Source organism: Parafannyhessea umbonata, from assembly GCF_012844235.1.
Lineage (GTDB): Bacteria > Actinomycetota > Coriobacteriia > Coriobacteriales > Atopobiaceae > Parafannyhessea.
In genome coordinates this window covers 152,035-166,975 of sequence record NZ_JABAGR010000005.1, presented here as the reverse complement: position 1 = coordinate 166,975, position 14,941 = coordinate 152,035, and the positions used below count along the sequence as shown (strand labels likewise).

The 14,941-nt window shown below is 68.4% G+C and carries 14 protein-coding genes and 5 tRNA genes; 1 reads left to right on the top strand and 18 read right to left on the bottom strand.

The features are described from left to right. Positions 1-10: 10 nt before the first annotated feature. The 16 genes from HF885_RS06495 to HF885_RS06420 all read right to left on the bottom strand — a co-directional run bounded on the left by HF885_RS06495 (position 11) and on the right by HF885_RS06420 (position 12,742). The gene (locus HF885_RS06495; RefSeq protein ID WP_170104140.1) at positions 11-1,030 is read right to left on the bottom strand and encodes an NAD(P)H-dependent glycerol-3-phosphate dehydrogenase; all 1,020 of its coding nucleotides are present in this window, start codon (positions 1,028-1,030) and stop codon (positions 11-13) included. A gap of 2 nt (positions 1,031-1,032) precedes the next feature. Then, on the bottom strand, positions 1,033-1,710 hold the full coding sequence (locus tag HF885_RS06490) for a glycerol-3-phosphate acyltransferase (protein WP_170104139.1): 678 nt from the start codon (positions 1,708-1,710) through the stop codon (positions 1,033-1,035). A gap of 1 nt (position 1,711) precedes the next feature. Beyond that, positions 1,712-3,034: a ribosome biogenesis GTPase Der gene (gene der, locus HF885_RS06485; RefSeq protein ID WP_170104138.1), complete on the bottom strand. Its 1,323-nt coding sequence runs from the start codon at positions 3,032-3,034 to the stop codon at positions 1,712-1,714. Between the two features lie 151 nt (positions 3,035-3,185). Next, the gene (gene ispH / locus HF885_RS06480; RefSeq protein ID WP_170104137.1) at positions 3,186-4,076 is read right to left on the bottom strand and encodes a 4-hydroxy-3-methylbut-2-enyl diphosphate reductase; all 891 of its coding nucleotides are present in this window, start codon (positions 4,074-4,076) and stop codon (positions 3,186-3,188) included. Positions 4,077-4,085: 9 nt separating this feature from the next. Next, complete coding sequence (cmk, locus tag HF885_RS06475) at positions 4,086-5,693, bottom strand: (d)CMP kinase (RefSeq protein WP_235927341.1); 1,608 nt, start codon at positions 5,691-5,693, stop codon at positions 4,086-4,088. After that, positions 5,690-6,364, bottom strand: coding sequence for a histidine phosphatase family protein (locus tag HF885_RS06470; protein WP_170104136.1), 675 nt, complete (start codon positions 6,362-6,364; stop codon positions 5,690-5,692). Before HF885_RS06470 ends, cmk begins: the two co-directional genes overlap by 4 nt. Beyond that, entirely contained in the window at positions 6,357-7,265 is a 909-nt protein-coding gene (locus tag HF885_RS06465) for a pseudouridine synthase (protein WP_170104135.1), read from the bottom strand. The genes HF885_RS06470 and HF885_RS06465 overlap by 8 nt, the downstream gene beginning before the upstream one ends. After that, positions 7,265-8,008 (bottom strand): SMC-Scp complex subunit ScpB, encoded by a 744-nt coding sequence (scpB, locus tag HF885_RS06460; protein WP_170104133.1) that lies wholly within the window; start codon positions 8,006-8,008, stop codon positions 7,265-7,267. Before scpB ends, HF885_RS06465 begins: the two co-directional genes overlap by 1 nt. Next, positions 8,008-8,826, bottom strand: a complete 819-nt coding sequence (locus tag HF885_RS06455; RefSeq protein ID WP_170104131.1) for a segregation and condensation protein A — start codon at positions 8,824-8,826, stop codon at positions 8,008-8,010. Before HF885_RS06455 ends, scpB begins: the two co-directional genes overlap by 1 nt. Then, positions 8,827-9,492, bottom strand: coding sequence for a site-2 protease family protein (locus HF885_RS06450; protein ID WP_235927340.1), 666 nt, complete (start codon positions 9,490-9,492; stop codon positions 8,827-8,829). Positions 9,493-9,499: 7 nt separating this feature from the next. Next, positions 9,500-10,051, bottom strand: a complete 552-nt coding sequence (locus tag HF885_RS06445) for a hypothetical protein (protein ID WP_170104130.1) — start codon at positions 10,049-10,051, stop codon at positions 9,500-9,502. Beyond that, on the bottom strand, positions 10,044-12,050 hold the full coding sequence (gene abc-f, locus HF885_RS06440; protein WP_170104128.1) for a ribosomal protection-like ABC-F family protein: 2,007 nt from the start codon (positions 12,048-12,050) through the stop codon (positions 10,044-10,046). Before abc-f ends, HF885_RS06445 begins: the two co-directional genes overlap by 8 nt. A 185-nt stretch (positions 12,051-12,235) precedes the next feature. After that, a tRNA-Ile gene (locus tag HF885_RS06435) sits at positions 12,236-12,311 on the bottom strand. Between the two features lie 47 nt (positions 12,312-12,358). Beyond that, positions 12,359-12,434, bottom strand: a tRNA-Ala gene (locus HF885_RS06430). Positions 12,435-12,543: 109 nt separating this feature from the next. After that, positions 12,544-12,619 (bottom strand) — tRNA-Ile (locus HF885_RS06425). Positions 12,620-12,666: 47 nt separating this feature from the next. Beyond that, positions 12,667-12,742, bottom strand: a tRNA-Ala gene (locus tag HF885_RS06420). 207 nt (positions 12,743-12,949) lie between these two features. Between HF885_RS06420 and HF885_RS06415 the strand changes: the two genes are divergently transcribed. Continuing rightward, a complete protein-coding gene (locus HF885_RS06415; protein ID WP_170104126.1) occupies positions 12,950-13,327 on the top strand; it encodes a hypothetical protein in 378 nt (125 codons plus the stop codon). Positions 13,328-13,601: 274 nt separating this feature from the next. Here the strand turns inward: HF885_RS06415 and HF885_RS06410 are convergent. Together HF885_RS06410 and HF885_RS06405 are read right to left on the bottom strand one after the other, a co-directional pair. Beyond that, positions 13,602-13,676, bottom strand: a tRNA-Val gene (locus tag HF885_RS06410). A gap of 173 nt (positions 13,677-13,849) precedes the next feature. Continuing rightward, complete coding sequence (locus HF885_RS06405) at positions 13,850-14,872, bottom strand: alpha-hydroxy-acid oxidizing protein (RefSeq protein ID WP_170104125.1); 1,023 nt, start codon at positions 14,870-14,872, stop codon at positions 13,850-13,852. Positions 14,873-14,941: the final 69 nt, after the last annotated feature.

Below are 14,941 nucleotides of genomic sequence, written 5' to 3'. Positions count from 1 at the left end.
CCCCCGTGCTCTATTCCCTTGTGTCTAGGCCGTAGAACTCAACGTGCGGGTCGCGGTCCAAAAGCAGCTGGGCCGCCTCGCCCAGCTCCGTCCCATCATACAGAATCGAGTGGACCGCGTTCGTGAGCGGGGCCTCGATCCCAAGCTCCCGCGCGAGCTCCCACGTGCTCTGCGCCGCGCGGGCGCCCTCCACCACCATGCCGGTGCGCTCCTCGTACGCCTCGAGGCTCTCGCCGTGCGAGAACGCCTCGCCGAACGTGCGGTTGCGCGAGTGGCGAGAGGTGCAGGTGGCCACGAGGTCGCCCATGCCCGCCAGGCCCATGCACGTCATGGGGTCGCCGCCCACGGCGCACACGATCCGGCTGATCTCGGCGAGGCCGCGGGTCATGAGGACCGCGAGCGTGTTGTCGCCCAGGCCAAGGCCCGCGCAGATGCCGCACGCGATCGCGACGACGTTCTTCACGGCCGCGCACACCTCGACACCCTTGATGTCCTGCGAGCGGTACACGCGGAACTCCTGAGACACGAACGCCTCCTGGAAGTATGCCGCGAGAGCCTCGCTCTGGCACGCAACGACCGCGGCGGAAATCAGGCCCTGGCAGATCTCCTCGGCGTGGTTGGGGCCCGAAAGCGCCGCTACGCGCCCGGGGTTTCCCAGCACGTCCGCCACGACGTCCGCCATGAGGAGGTGCGTCCCCGGCTCGATGCCCTTCGTGAGCACCACGATGGGCAGGTCCTCGCGAACGAGCCCCCTCAGCCCCTCGCATATGCCGCGCAGAAACGAGGACGGCACTACCATCACCATGGACTCCGCGCCGTCGAGCACCTCCGCGAAGTCGTGGCTCGCGCTCACGTTTGCCGGCAGCTCGTAGTCCTTGAGGTGGCGCGGGTTCCTGTGCGTGCGGTTGATGGCCTCGGCCACCTTGGGCGAGTGCGCCCACACCCGCACGTCGTTGGCGTGCGCCGCAAGCAGGCCCGCGGCCGCCGTGCCCCAGGACCCCGAGCCGATGACGGCTATCCTTCCCGCCATCGCTACCTGCCTTCCTTGTCGCCGCGCCTGTGAACGCTGAACTTGCGCTCCTGGCCGTACGCGAGCTTCTTGATGTTTCCCCTGTGCGCGAACACCACGACGGCCGCCACCACCAGAAGCGGCACGATCGCGACGCCGCGGATGCCCCACGCGAACGAGATGATGGGAAGCGATATGGCCGCGCTCACGGAGCCGAGCGAAACGTAGCGCGTCGGCACGGCAAGCACCAGGAACACCGCGAGCATCATGAGCGTGACGGGCCAGCAGAAGCCAAGGCCGGCGCCCAGGCCAACGCTGATGCCCTTGCCGCCGTGGAAGCCCAGGTACGGCGAGTACACGTGGCCGAGCACGCACGCCATGTACAGCGCGGTCGTGGACCAGCCCGCGGCGCCGAGCGCGGCCGTCTGCGAGAAGTCCCCGCCAAAGGCCACCTGGGACACCACGAGGCGTCCGAGCATGATGGCGAGGTAGCCCTTGCCGGCGTCGCACAGGAGCGTGAGCGCGGCCGCGCCGCCGCCGGCCGATCGCGCCACGTTCGTCATCCCGATGTTGCCGGAGCCCACCTTGCGCACGTCCACGTGCTCGCTGGAGTGCCGCGCGATGATGAGCCCGCTCGGGATGCCGCAGATGAGAAACGCACCCGCCATGCACGCGAGCGTCGCGATAGCGATTGTTGGCATGCTAGTCGTCCTTCCGCCTGAACCTGAGCCTGAGCGGCGTGCCCGCGAAGTCGAACGTCTCGCGGATGCGGTTCTCCAGGAACCGCTCGTAGTTGTCGTCCACGAGGTCCGGCGCGTTGCACCAGAACGTGAGCGCCGGCGGCTTCGTGCCCGTCTGCGTGGCGTAGTGGATCTTCAGGCGGCGGTTCTTGTACGTGACGGTGTGGCCGCCCTCGCGGATGGAGGTGACGAGCCTGTTCAGCTCCGACGTCCGCACCTGGCGCGCGTGGTTCTCGGACGCCCTCACTGCCGCGGCGAGCACCTTGTCCGTCGCGCGGCCCGTGAGCGCGCTCACGTTGACGGAAGGCGCCCAGCGCGCGAACGTCATCCTCTGGTCGAGCGACGACCTCACGGCCTCGCGCTTCTCCTCCGTGTCGATGAGGTCCCACTTGTTCAGCACGACGACGATGGCGCAGCCGCGGTCGATGGCCATGCCCGCGAGCTTCTGGTCCTGCTCCGTCACGCCGACGCTCGCGTCGACGACGAGCAGGCACACGTCCGCCTTGTCCATGGCCTGCAGGCCCCTCACGAGGCTGTAGTACTCCACGTCCTCGTGCACCTGGGTCTTCTTGCGCATGCCGGCCGTGTCCACCAGGCGTATGCGGCTGCCCTTCCACGCGATCTCGATGTCTACGGCGTCGCGCGTGGTGCCCGCGACGTCGCTCACGATCGATCGGTTGCGCTTCGCCAGGCGGTTCGTGAGCGAGGACTTGCCCACGTTCGGCCTGCCGATGATCGCGACGTTCAGCACGCCGTCCTCGCGCTCCGGCTCTGGCTCGCCCTCGTCGGGCAGCGCCGCGACCACGTCGTCCAGCAGGTCGCCGGTGCCAAAGCCGTGGCCGGCAGAGATGCCGCGCGGCTCGCCCACGCCCAGCGAGTAGTAGTCCCAGCTGTTCAGCTCCCTGGCCGGGTCGTCCAGCTTGTTCACGCACAGGAACACGGGCTTCTTAGAGCGCCGCACCACGCGCGCGACCTCCTCGTCCTCGTCCGTGACGCCCACGGTCCCGTCCACCACGAAGATGATTGCGTCCGCCTCGTCGCACGCGGCGAGCGCCTGCTCGCGGATGCGCGGGGCAAACACGTCCTTGCTCTTGGCGGACTCGATGCCGCCGGTGTCTATCAGCACGAAGTCGCGACCGTTCCAGTCGCAGTCGTGGTACGAGCGGTCGCGCGTGACGCCGCGCGACTCGTGGACTATGGCATCGCGATTGACGGAGAGGCGGTTCACCAGCGTGGACTTGCCCACGTTGGGCCGGCCGACAACGGCGACGATTGGCTTTGACATATCACTCCTTGCTATAGGGGCACAATTACGCTCAGTCTACCATTCGCTCGCGCGGGCTATTCGGTTGAGCGGCGCCCTCACCAACACAGCGAAAGCGCGCATGGCAAGGCGGGCGCCACGGGCGAGAAGATCGCACGGCCACGGGCAGGCGCTAGCCCCGGGCCCCGTCCTTCTCGCCCGCGGCGGGCGCGCTTGCGCACGTGGCGCCCGTGAGCCTGCCGATGGCGGCCACGACCTCGTCTATCTGCTCCTGGGGGGTCGAGGCGCCCGCCGTCACGCCGATGGCCTCCGCGCCCGCGAACCACGCGGGGTCGAGCTCGTCCGGCGTCTCTATGTGGTGGGTGCGCGCGCACGCCCCCGCGCAGATCTCTGCGAGCCGTCGCGTGTTCGCGGACATCCTGCCGCCTATGACCACCATCGCGTCCACGCGGGCGGAAAGCTCCGCCGCGGCGGCCTGGCGCTCGGACGTCGCCTCGCAGATCGTGTCCATCACGCGTACCTCGTCAGTGCGGCCCAGCAGGCGCCTCACGAGCTCTGCCAGACGCGCGCGGGACTGCGTGGTCTGCACCACGACGCCCACCTTGCGCCCGAGCTCGAGCGCGTCCGCGTCCTCCGGACGCTCCACCACCGTCGCGCCCGGCGCGTGGCCGAGCGTTCCCAAGACCTCGGGGTGGCCCGCCTCGCCAAACACCAGCACCTGGTAGCCCTCGCGCGTGAGCGTCTCGGCCGCGCGGTGGGCGCGCACCACGAACGGGCACGTCGCGTCCAGCACGCTGTCCGCGGCTTCGCGAGCGCGCGCCTCCTCGTCCGGCGTGACGCCGTGTGTGCGCAGCACCAGCGTGCCGCCCAAGAACTCGTCCGGCGCGCCTGCCACCGTTACGCCGCCCTGCGCAAGGGACTCCACGACGGTGGGGTTGTGGATGAGCGGCCCGAGCGTATGGATGGGTCCCTCCGCCTGCGCCGCGGCCTTGCGCACCAGCTCGAGCGCGCGGTTCACCCCGTAGCAGGCCCCGGCCTCGCGGGCCACCTCGATCGTCGGCATGCGTCCTCCCTACATCTTTCCCGGGTGCTCGCGGCGGAGCTCGTCGCGCAGCGCGTACACGCGCTCCATCGCGACCTCCTCCATCCTGAGCGCCTGCTGCTTGCGGCCCCTCACGCCCAGGTCGGAGAACTCGATGCACTCCCCCGCCTTGCAGAACACGCGGCCAAAGCGCTTCCAGTGCGTGCCCTTGGGCGTAATGTCGCGCGCGCCCACGATGGCGACGGGTTGCACGGGCGCCTTCGCCATCTGCGCCATGAGCGCGAACCCGCCGTGTATGGTGACGGGCTGGTCGTCGCTCTTGATGCGCGTGCCCTCCGGAAACACCAGCACGCACTCGCCGCGCGTGAGGGCCGCCTGCGCCCGGCGCACCGCCTTCAGGTCTGCGGTGCCACGCCTCACGGGGATGGCCCCCGCGCGCGAGAACAGCCACGACACGAAGTCGGTCTTGTTGAACTCGCTCTTCGAGATCGGCCTCACGCGGATGCCGTGGAAGTACAGCCCGCAGACGATCACCACGGGGTCGAGCATGGAGGTGTGGTTCATCACGATCATGCGGCCCCGCGCGTCGTCGCGAAGCAGCCGCACGTCCTCGATCCTCCACGGCCACAGCACCTTCGTGACCGCCCACACGATGGTGGCGGCCACGGCCAGAAGCGCCCGCGCCGGCAGCGGGAACTCCTTCATCCCGTGGTCGTAGTAGTCGTCGAACGAGTTGCCCGCAAACGCGCGCATCCGGCCCGCAGGTGCCTTCGACTTCGCGGCGGCCTTCGCGGCCGGCTTGCCCGCGCCCTTCTCGGCCGCAGCGTCCTTTGCGCGTGCGCCTGCGGGGGCGTCCGCCGCCCCGCCGTCTGCGGCAGGACTGGGCGAGGTGCGCTCGCCCCCGTCGTCAAAAGGGGCGACCTCGCCCGCCTTAGGTGCTTCGCCCTGCGCGCGGGCTGCGTCCATCAGGTCCACGATCTGCTGCACCACCTGCTCCGGCGTGAGCGCGGAGTTGTCGATCATGTGCGCGTCCGCCGCGGGCCTCAGCGGAGACTCCTTGCGCGAGCTGTCAAGCTTGTCGCGGCGCACCAGGTCCTGGAGTATCTGCCGCTCCTCTGCCGCGTCGGCCTTCGCAGCGGCGTCGCGACCAGCGTCTCCGCCCTCGCGCTGCACGGCCCTGCGGTGGGCGCGCGCGGCGGCATCGGCCGTCAGAAACACCTTCACCTCCGCGTTGGGGAAGACGACGGTGCCGATGTCCCTTCCCTCCGCCACGACGTCCCCGGCCGCGCCCAGCTCGCGCTGGCGCGCCACCATGGCCTCGCGCACCCGGGGGTAGGCGGACACCACGGACACGTTGCGGTCGACCTCCGGCGTGCGGATCTGGCGCGTCACGTCCTGCCCGTCGATGCTCACGGTCTGTCCGTCCGCGGACTTGCCGAACACGATCTTCGCGCGCTCCGCCACGGCCGATACCGCGTCGCCGTCGCTCACGTCCACGCCCGAATCGAGGCAGCGCCACGTCACGGCGCGATACATGGCGCCCGTGTCCAGGAACGTGAGGTTGCACCGGTCCGCGATGGCGTGGGCCGTCGTCGACTTGCCCGATCCCGCCGGTCCGTCAATGGCTACTATCATCATGCGTCCTTCCCAGAGATGTTCTGCGTCGTGTCGATTCCTATGAGCTCCGGCTCCCGCATGCGCCTGACAACCTCTTCCGGCGCAAGGGCAAGCGCCGCGAGCGAGAAGTGCCCGCCTCCATAGGTGAGGATCTGCGAGCTCACGTTGGGGAGCGTCACGTGCCAGAACGTGGAGAGCGGCGTCCCGAACACGGCGCCCAGTATGGCGCGGGACATGCCGCCGTGGCTGATGCACGCCGTGCGGCCCTCCAGCGGCTCCAGGGCCGCGAGCACGCCGCGGGCGCGCCCGAGCAGGTCCTCGAAGCTCTCCGCGCCCGGTGCCGGCATGGAGCGCCCGTCCTCGTCCAGCGGCCACGGGAAGTCGTAGCCAAGCTCGTGCACCTCATCCATCCGCATGCCCTGGATGCTGCCGAAGTTTATCTCCGCGAGCCCGGGCTCCACGCGGCACTCGATTCCCAGGCGAAACGCCGCCTCCTCCGCGATGGAGCGGCAGCGCGACAGCGGGGAGCACCAGATGCGGTCGGGCTCCCACGCCACGACGGCCTTTATGGCGCGGCGCATCTGCTCTTCTCCCCTGGGCGTGAGGTCCACGTCGATGCGGCCGGAAAGCACGCCCGCCATGTTCTCGCGCGTCTCGGGGTGACGCATCAGAAGTATCCGTTGCCTAGCCACGATGGGCCTCCCTCCCGTCTCTGGGCGCACGCGCGCCCCGTTGGCGCGGCGCCCCATAAGAACCCGCCGCCTTGGGCGCGTCGGCCTTGCCCAGCCCCTCTATCATCGCACGCTCGGCGTCCGTGAGCGGCCGCCACTGGCCGGGCATCAGGCCGGTGAGCGCGAGCGGGCCAAACTCGTCGCGGTGCAGCCTCACCACCTCGTGGCCTATGGAGCGCAGCATCTTCTTCACCTGGTGCTTGCGCCCCTCGTGGATGGAGAGCCCCACCACGGCGTGGTTGTACGGCAGCCCCTCGCCGACGACGGGCAGCGCGGCCGGGTCGTCCGCGGAAAGCAGCCGCGCCTTCGCGGGTGACGCCATGCCGTCCGGCATGCGCACGCCGTCGCGCAGCATCTGCAGCTGGTGGCGCGTGGGCACGCCGCGCACGAGCGCAACGTAGTGCTTCCACACGTGGTGCGACGGGTGAAGCATCTGGTTCGCGACGTCGCCGTTCGTGGTGAAGAGGAGAAGCCCGGTCGTGTCGGCGTCGAGCCTCCCCACGGGGAAGAGCCCCGGGTAGCGCTCCGTGGGCACGAGCGATGCGACACACGGCCTGCCCTGCGGGTCGCTCATGGTGGTGACGTAGCCGGACGGCTTGTACAGCATCACGTACGCGGAGTCGTCCGCGAGCGTGCACTCGCGCCCGTCCACCGTCACCACGTCCACGCCCGGCGTCACCTTGCTGCCGAGCTCCGTCACGACCAGGCCGTTCACGCGCACGCGGCCTGCGGTCATGAGCGCCTCCGACCCACGGCGGCTCGCGACGCCCGCCCGGGCCAGGTAGCGCTGGAGCCTCATGGTGTAGGCGATGTCGAGGCCGGCGCCCTTCTCGGCGCCGTCGCCTTCCCTGGCCGCCGCCATCAAAGGTCCGCCTCGCCCTCGCCGTACGCGGGGGACTCTTCTGCGGTGGAGTCCTCGGAGTCGCCCACCCCTGGGCTCGCATCGTCGTCCTCAAACGCGTCGCCCAGCAGCTCCTGCTCCTCCTCGATGTCGGCCGAGGCCTCCTCGAGCGTGGAGGATATCGCGCTGCCGGAAAGCCGCTCGCGGATGAAGCGCTTCGACTCCTCGTCCGGGGCGAAGTCCTCAAGCGGCGGCAGGTCGCGCAGGCTGCGCAGGCCAAACGTCTCCAGGAAGCGCTGCGTGGTGCCGTACTGCATGGCGCGGCTGCGGTCGCGCTCGCGCCCCACCTCGCGCACGAGGCCCTTCTCCTTGAGCGAGCCGATCACGCCGTCGGAGTTGACGCCGCGGACGGCCTTCACGCCCTCGCGCGTGACGGGCTGGTGGTACGCGATGACCGCCAGCGTCTCGAGCGCGGCCTGCGAAAGGCGGCGCGTGTCCCAGGAGAGCACGTAGCGCTCCACGACGTCGTGGTAGGCGGGGTGCGTGAACAGCCGCCAGCCGCCCGCGACCTCGCGCAGCTGGAAGCCGCGGTCGGCGTCGGAGTACTCCGCCGCGAGCTCCGCCAGGGCGCCCGCCGCCTCGCTGGGGGCGATGCCCAGCACCTTGGAGAGCTCCGTCGCGGGCACGGCGTCCGTGGATACCAGAAGGAGCGCCTCGAGCGCGCCCTTCAGCGAGTCGTGGTCAAGATGTTCCAGGTCCTGCATCAGGCATCCTCCTCGATGCTCGTGAGGTCCGAGTTGTCGAGCTCGAACGGCTTCGCGCCCTCGACGCGCGCGACGTCTATCTCGCCGAACGTGTGCTCCTGCGTCAGCACGACGGACCCGCGCTTCTCGAGCTCCAGTATCGCGAGGAACGTCGCGACGAGCGTCTCGGGCCGCAGGTCGCCGTCGAGCAGGTCCGAGAAGCTCACGAGCGGGTGCGCGCGCGTGACGCGGTCGACGGACGCCACGGTGAGCGCAATGGGCAGGCGCTTGGGGGCGATGTGCTCCGCCTCCAGCAGGAAGCCCTGGCGGCGGCTGTCCAGGTCCGCGCAGATCACCGCGAGGGAGCGCAGCGTGATGCCCTCGAGGTAGTCCGGCATGAGCCCCATGAACTCGGGGTCCGGCCCGGCCGTGCGCGGCTCCATCAGGCTCTCGGCCTCCATGCGGCTGCCGAGCGCCGCGGCTGCGTTGCGGAACTGCTTGTACGCGATGAGCCGCGCGATGAGCACCTCGCGCGCCTCGTCCGGCGAGAGGTTCGCGAGGTCGTCCTCGTCGTCTTCCTCTTCTTCCTCCTTGCGGGGGCGCTGCGGCTCGTTTGGAACGAGCGCAGCCGCCTTCATGTCGAGCAGCGTGGACGCCACGAGCACGAAGTCGCTCGCCACGTCCAGGTCGAGCTCGCCCATGGACTGCACCTCGCGCATGTACTGGTCGGCCACCTCGGCGATCGAGATGGACCCGATGTCGAGCTTCTGCCGGCTGACCAGCTGCAGCAGCAGGTCGAACGGGCCCGAGTACGCCTGTGTCTTTACGTTGTACGACACCTACGCCCCCATCATGAGCGTCGCGAGGCTGCCGGCGGTCGCGTCCAGGTACATGCCCAGCGGGTCGAAGCCCAGGACCGACGGCAGCACGTACAGCACCACCAGAAGGATGGGCATGCTGTACTGCTGGATCTTGTAGTAGCTCTGCCGCGCGCCGCCGTGAAGGAGCGGCATCACGATCTTGGAGCCGTCCAGCGGCGGCAGCGGGATGAGGTTGAAGAACATGAGCGTCAGGTTGACGTACACGTAGATCTGCAGCGCCATGAGCACCCAGTACAGCGCGTCCTCCGCGCCCGACCAAGAAGCGAACGCCAGCCTGAACGCGACCGCGCCCACGAGCGCCTGCAGCAGGTTGGACGCCGGCCCCGCGAGCGCCACCAGCACCTCGTCGCGGCGGGGGTTCCTGAGGTTGTACGGGTTGTACGGCACCGGCTTCGCGAACGCGAACACCGGCCCGCCGATCCACGCCATAAGGAGCGGCAGCAGCACCGAGCCCACAGGGTCCAGGTGCGCGAGCGGGTTGAGCGTGAGCCTTCCCGCCTGCTTCGCCGTGGGGTCGCCCAGCCTGTACGCGACCCAGCCGTGGGCCACCTCGTGCACGATTGCCGAGAGCATCACGAGGGCGACCGAGCCCACGATCATGAATATCCGCTGGTTAGAGAGCATGTCTTCCCTACCTTGCCCCAATCGTGCGCGCCTTGCGCACAAGCAGCCAGTCGATCACGAACAGCGCGACGGCCACGGCGACGAAGTCCCCGCGCAGCACGCCGCCAAACGGCGTCTGGAACACGAGCGTCCCGGAGACGGAAGACGGCAGCCATGCCGTGAACGCCGCGGTGAGCTCCACCACGTGGATGCGCCACGAGCCCAGCACCACGGCGTTTGCCGCCACGAGCGCCGCGAGCGCAATCGCGTACAGCCTGCACGCGAGGGCGACCACCCTAAGCAGCCACGACAGCGCGCGGCCGTACGCCTGGCGCGCCGCGGGCGGCACCTGCGCGCCCCCGGGCGAGAAGGGCGTCTGCCTCGGGCCTTCTACCGGTGCCACGTAAGGCCGCTGCGGTGGCGCGGCGTACTGCTGCCGCGCGTACGTCTGGGTCCGCACCTCGCCGGCGTAAGGCGTGGCCGCGCCCTCCGCCTCGGCGTCCTGCGGCTGGCGGCGCGTCTGCGTCGCGGGATACGCCTGCGTCCTCTCGTCCCAGTCAGGGGCGGCATGCCTAGGCATTCAGACTCTCCTCGATCTTCTCCGTAAGCTCCAGCCACTCCTCCTCGAGCGCCGGGATCTTCTTCGAGAGCGCGTTGTACTCCTTCATGCACTGGTCGAACTTCGCGGCGTCGTTGTACAGCGCCTCGTCGGCCATCATGTTCACGAGCTCCTTGTAGCGCGCCTGCGCCGGCTTAAGCGCGGCCTCCACCTGCTTCAGGCGCTTCCTCTCCTCGCGGACGGCCTTGTTCGCGGCGTTTCTGGCCTCCGCCTCCGCGCGGCGCTGCTCCTTCGTCTTCACGTTGCGGCCCGCGGGCGCGGGGGCCGCCGCGGGCGCGGCGGAATGCGCCGCCTCCTGCCGGGACGCCGCGCCCTTCTCGCCCGCCTGGGCGCCCTGCACCTGCCCCTCGAGCTCCGCGCGCTTGTACAGGTAGTAGTCGTAGTCGCCGTCGTAGAGCGTCACCTTGTGGTCGCGAACGTCCACCACCTTGTTCGCCACCGCTCGCACCAGGTGCTCGTCGTGGCTGATGAGCACGATGGTGCCCGGGAAGTTGACGAGGGCCTCCTCGAGCACGTCCACGGAGTCGATGTCCAGGTGGTTCGTGGGCTCGTCCAGACACAGCAGCGGGTCCGGCGCCACGAGCATGCGCGCGAGCGCCAGACGCGCGCGCTCGCCGCCGGAAAGCACGCCGACCTTCTTTTCCACGTCGTCGCCGTGGAACAGGAACGCGCCCAGCAGCTTGCGCTCCTGGGAGGTGGTCCAGCCGGGCGCGGCCTCGTCCATCTCCTGCAGAACGGTGTACGACTCGCGCAGGGTCTCCAGCTGGTGCTGCGCGTAGTACGCCACGGTCACGTTCTGGCCAAGCCTCACGGAGCCCGCCGTGGGGGCCTCGTGGCCGTTGATGATCTTCATGAGCGTGGACTTGCCCGCTCCGTTGGGCCCCACGAGTGCCACGTGGTCGCCGCGGTACAGCTTCAGGTCGACGCCGTCGTACACGTCGTTGTCCTCGTAGTGCTTCGAGATGCCCTCCAGGCTCACGACCTCGTCGCCGGTGCGCGGCGGGTCCGGGAACTTGAAGTGCACCTTCTTCGAGGACTCCGGCAGCACCACCAGCTCCTCGCGCACCTTCTCGAGCTTCTTGATGCGCTCCTGCACCTGCCTCGCCTTCGTGGGCTTGTAGCGGAAGCGCTCGATGAACACCTCCATGTGCTGGATGTCGCGCTCCTGCGCCGCGCGCTTCGCGCGGAGCTGCTCCAGGTTGTCCTCGCGCTGGTGCAGGTAGCTGGTGTAGTTTCCCGTGTACGTCATGAGGCGCTTGTTCTCGAGCGACGCGATGTGGCTCACGCACGCGTCCATGAACGAGCGGTCGTGGCTCACCAGCAGCACGGCGCCGTCGTAGCCCGCCAAGAACGACTCGAGCCACTTGACGGACTCCAGGTCCAGGTGGTTGGTGGGCTCGTCCAGAAGGAGAAGGTCGGGGTGCCTCAGCAGCAGCTTCGACAGGGCGATGCGCATCTGCCAGCCGCCGGAGAACTCCTTCGCCGGCTTGTCGAAGTCCTCGACGGGAAATCCCAGGCCGCCCAGGATCTGCTTCGCCCTGGCCTCGAGCTCGTAGCCGCCCAGGCGCTCGTAGCGGTCCTGCGCCGCGCCGTAGCGCTCCAGGAGCGCGTACTGCTCGTCGCCCTCGGGCATCTCGGAAATCTGGCGCTCCATCTCCTTGATGCGCGCCTCGAGGCGCTTGACCTCCACGGCGGAGTCCACGACCTCGCCGAGCGCGCTCTTCTCGCCCGCAAGGTGCGTCTCCTGCTCGAGGTAGCCTACGGAAGCGTCGCGCGCGAACGACACGGTGCCCTCGTCCGGCTCCTCCTGCCCCATCATGATCTTGAGGAGCGTGGTCTTGCCCGCGCCGTTCGGTCCAACGAGGCCCCAGCGCTCCCCCGCGTTCAGCTGCAACGTTGCGGCCGTGTACAGGACACGGCCGCCAAACGACTTCGTGATCTTGTCTGCAAGTGCTATCAAGTGCTGTCCGTTCCACAATACGGGCGTCTGCCCGAGAAGTACAATCCACTTGATTATACGTGGGTCCGGCACCAGCCGCGCACGCCGCCCGTGACGCTTACCAAAGCACCATTGCGTCACAGCTCCATTTGCCTGATGCAAACTCGCCCAACAAAAAAGGACCCCCGAGGGGGTCCCGTCGCATGTGGTGGGCCCAGAGAGATTCGAACTCCCAACCCAGGGATTATGAGTCCCCTGCGCTAACCGTTGCGCCATAGGCCCGGAAACTGGAAAGGGCGGCGACCACAGCCGCCGCCCCAGAGTCTACGTGGTGGAGAATAGGGGATTCGAACCCCTGACCTCATGACTGCCAGTCATGCGCTCTCCCAACTGAGCTAATTCCCCGTTCGTTGGTGCGAGAGATATATTACCAAAACGCGGACTTGAGTCAACGGAAAAGTTTTGACAATTTCCGACAACAAAAAAGGGACCCCCGAGGGGGTCCCGTCGCATGTGGTGGGCCCAGAGAGATTCGAACTCCCAACCCAGGGATTATGAGTCCCCTGCGCTAACCGTTGCGCCATAGGCCCGGAAACTGGAAAGGGCGGCGACCACAGCCGCCGCCCCAGAGTCTACGTGGTGGAGAATAGGGGATTCGAACCCCTGACCTCATGACTGCCAGTCATGCGCTCTCCCAACTGAGCTAATTCCCCGTTCGTTGGTGCGAGAGATATAGTACCAAAGTCACCAAGGCGGTCAAGCGAGAATCTTCAAACCGCCCGACTGGCTCCGCAGTTGTGAACTTCCTCCACAAAACGCTAAACTTCACTCTATTGGGAACCAAGACAGAGGGGGACTCTCCCCCGTCACGCAGCGCGGACGCCCAGGCGCCCGCCCACAAACCCGAAACGGAGACCCACATGAACGACGCGTGCAAGAAGCTCAAGATCGTATGCATCATCTCACTCATCGTCGGCGTGCTCGCGACCGCATCCGCAGTCGCCCTCGTCGTCGTGAACCACCTCAACCCGCGCGCATACGTCGGGCTGCTTGACGGCGTGCTCTGCGCCTACATGGGCTTCCAGTGCGCCCGCAAGATCAACGTGCCCTCCAACGCCAGGCAGATCCGCAACATGAGCTCCGTCATGGTGCTCGTGATGTTCTTCTGCGCGGCGTACATCCTCGTCGCGCCCCAGAAGTCCCTTGCCGAGATCTTCATCGGCTCCACCTGCGTCGTGATGGCGCTTCTCGTCTTCGTGCTCGCCAAGAAGGTCGTCACGATCCTGGACGCAAAGTAGGGCCTCCGCACGCTCGCGGCCGCGTCACGCGGCGCAGCCCCCGCCCGGAGCCCACGCACTTCTCCCCCAAGGCACTTGCCAGAAATCAGCCGCGCCCGCTTGGAACTTCCAGGCGGGCGCGGCCTTCTTTGTGCCGATAGCCACGCCATGCCCGCGCGTCGTGGGACGGGCGCGACGGCTGGCGCGATGTTCCGCCCGGAGCCCTCGTACCGCCCCCGCGTTGGCTGCGTAGAAAAAAGGCCGAACGGTCAACCCGTCCGGCCCTCGTATCCAATGGTGGGCGATGCTGGATTTGAACCAGCGACCCCTTCCGTGTGAAGGAAGTGCTCTACCCCTGAGCTAATCGCCCTCAGTGCGGTAGCTATAGTATCAGAAGACGGCGGCTTGTAAAGCCGAGAAGTGCAATCAATCACAAAATTGTTTGCGGAGTTTTAGGCTCACGTGCGTTTAACTGCGGCAATCCAGAAGGCGTGCCTCAAAAAAATCTTCTGCCCGAGGGGAAGTCGCTTCCCGAAGGCCAAGTCACGCGAGCACGTCGGCGTCGATGTCCTCCACCGTGCGCGCGCCGCACATCTCCATCGTGTCCCTGAGTTCGCGCGCGAGCTGCGCGAAGTAGTCGGACACGCCCTCCGCCCCAGCTCCGTACGTCACGACGGCAAACGGCCTGCACACGAGGCATGCGTTTGCGCCAAGCGCCAGCGCGCGGAACACGTCGAGGCCGGATCGTATGCCCCCGTCCACGAGGATCTTGAGGTCGTCGCCGACCTCCCGGGCTATCGAGGGCAGGACCTCGGCCGTCGCGGGGACGCCGTCCTGCACGCGGCCGCCGTGGTTGCTCACCACTATGGCGTCCGCGCCCGCCTCCGCCGCCTTGCGTGCGGCGCGCACGCCCATGATGCCCTTCAGCACGAACGGCGTCCCGTGCGCGTGGCAGGCGTCCGCCACCCGTCGCAGCTCCGTCACGGACTTCGGCCCCGCGGGCGGCTGGAAGCCCTTCAGGAACGGGAGCCCCGCCGCGTCGATGTCCATCGCCACGGCCACGGGGCGCGCCGCGAACGCGAGCTCGAGCTTCCGCATCACGGTCTCGAGGTTCCACGGCTTGATGGTGGGAATGCCGCACCCGCCGAGCTCGCCGATGTCGTGCACCGCGGACTCGTGGATCGCGGCGACCATCCCGTCGCCCGTCCACGCGAGCGAGCCGGCCTTCGCCGCCGCGTGCAGTATGCAGGAGTTGTAGTCCTCCATCTCCCACTTGTCCCCGTAGTGGAGCTTCACGTCGCCCAGGGGGCCGACCATGACGGGAACGGAGAGCCTCCTGCCGAAGAGCTCCACGGACGTGTCGGCCTCGTACGCCTCGTGTATCGTGTCCATGCGCACCAGCACGTCCTGCCACGCCGCGTAGTTTCGGGCGGCGACCGTCCCGGTGCCCTTCGAGCCGGGGCCCGGCATGTGAGACCCGCACGCCCGGCCGTCGCAGACGGGACACGCCTTGCACCACTGGCCCATGCTTCCGCGCGCCGCGGCGGCCAGCTCCTTGTATTCCATACTCTTCTCCCCCTGCCTCTGCCTGTTGCCATACGCGAGGCGGCCCTCCCCCTCTGGGTCGGGCCGCCT

Excerpts from the sequence above, each read along its gene's own strand:
- HF885_RS06495 (WP_170104140.1), bottom strand. The coding sequence starts at position 1,030 with ATGGCGGGAAGGATAGCCGTCATCGGCTCGGGGTCCTGGGGCACGGCG.
- HF885_RS06490 (WP_170104139.1), bottom strand. The coding sequence starts at position 1,710 with ATGCCAACAATCGCTATCGCGACGCTCGCGTGCATGGCGGGTGCGTTT.
- der (WP_170104138.1), bottom strand. The coding sequence starts at position 3,034 with ATGTCAAAGCCAATCGTCGCCGTTGTCGGCCGGCCCAACGTGGGCAAG.
- ispH (WP_170104137.1), bottom strand. The coding sequence starts at position 4,076 with ATGCCGACGATCGAGGTGGCCCGCGAGGCCGGGGCCTGCTACGGGGTG.
- cmk (WP_235927341.1), bottom strand. The coding sequence starts at position 5,693 with ATGATGATAGTAGCCATTGACGGACCGGCGGGATCGGGCAAGTCGACG.
- HF885_RS06465 (WP_170104135.1), bottom strand. The coding sequence starts at position 7,265 with ATGGCGGCGGCCAGGGAAGGCGACGGCGCCGAGAAGGGCGCCGGCCTC.
- scpB (WP_170104133.1), bottom strand. The coding sequence starts at position 8,008 with ATGCAGGACCTGGAACATCTTGACCACGACTCGCTGAAGGGCGCGCTC.
- HF885_RS06450 (WP_235927340.1), bottom strand. The coding sequence starts at position 9,492 with ATGCTCTCTAACCAGCGGATATTCATGATCGTGGGCTCGGTCGCCCTC.
- HF885_RS06445 (WP_170104130.1), bottom strand. The coding sequence starts at position 10,051 with ATGCCTAGGCATGCCGCCCCTGACTGGGACGAGAGGACGCAGGCGTAT.
- HF885_RS06415 (WP_170104126.1), top strand. The coding sequence starts at position 12,950 with ATGAACGACGCGTGCAAGAAGCTCAAGATCGTATGCATCATCTCACTC.
- HF885_RS06405 (WP_170104125.1), bottom strand. The coding sequence starts at position 14,872 with ATGGAATACAAGGAGCTGGCCGCCGCGGCGCGCGGAAGCATGGGCCAG.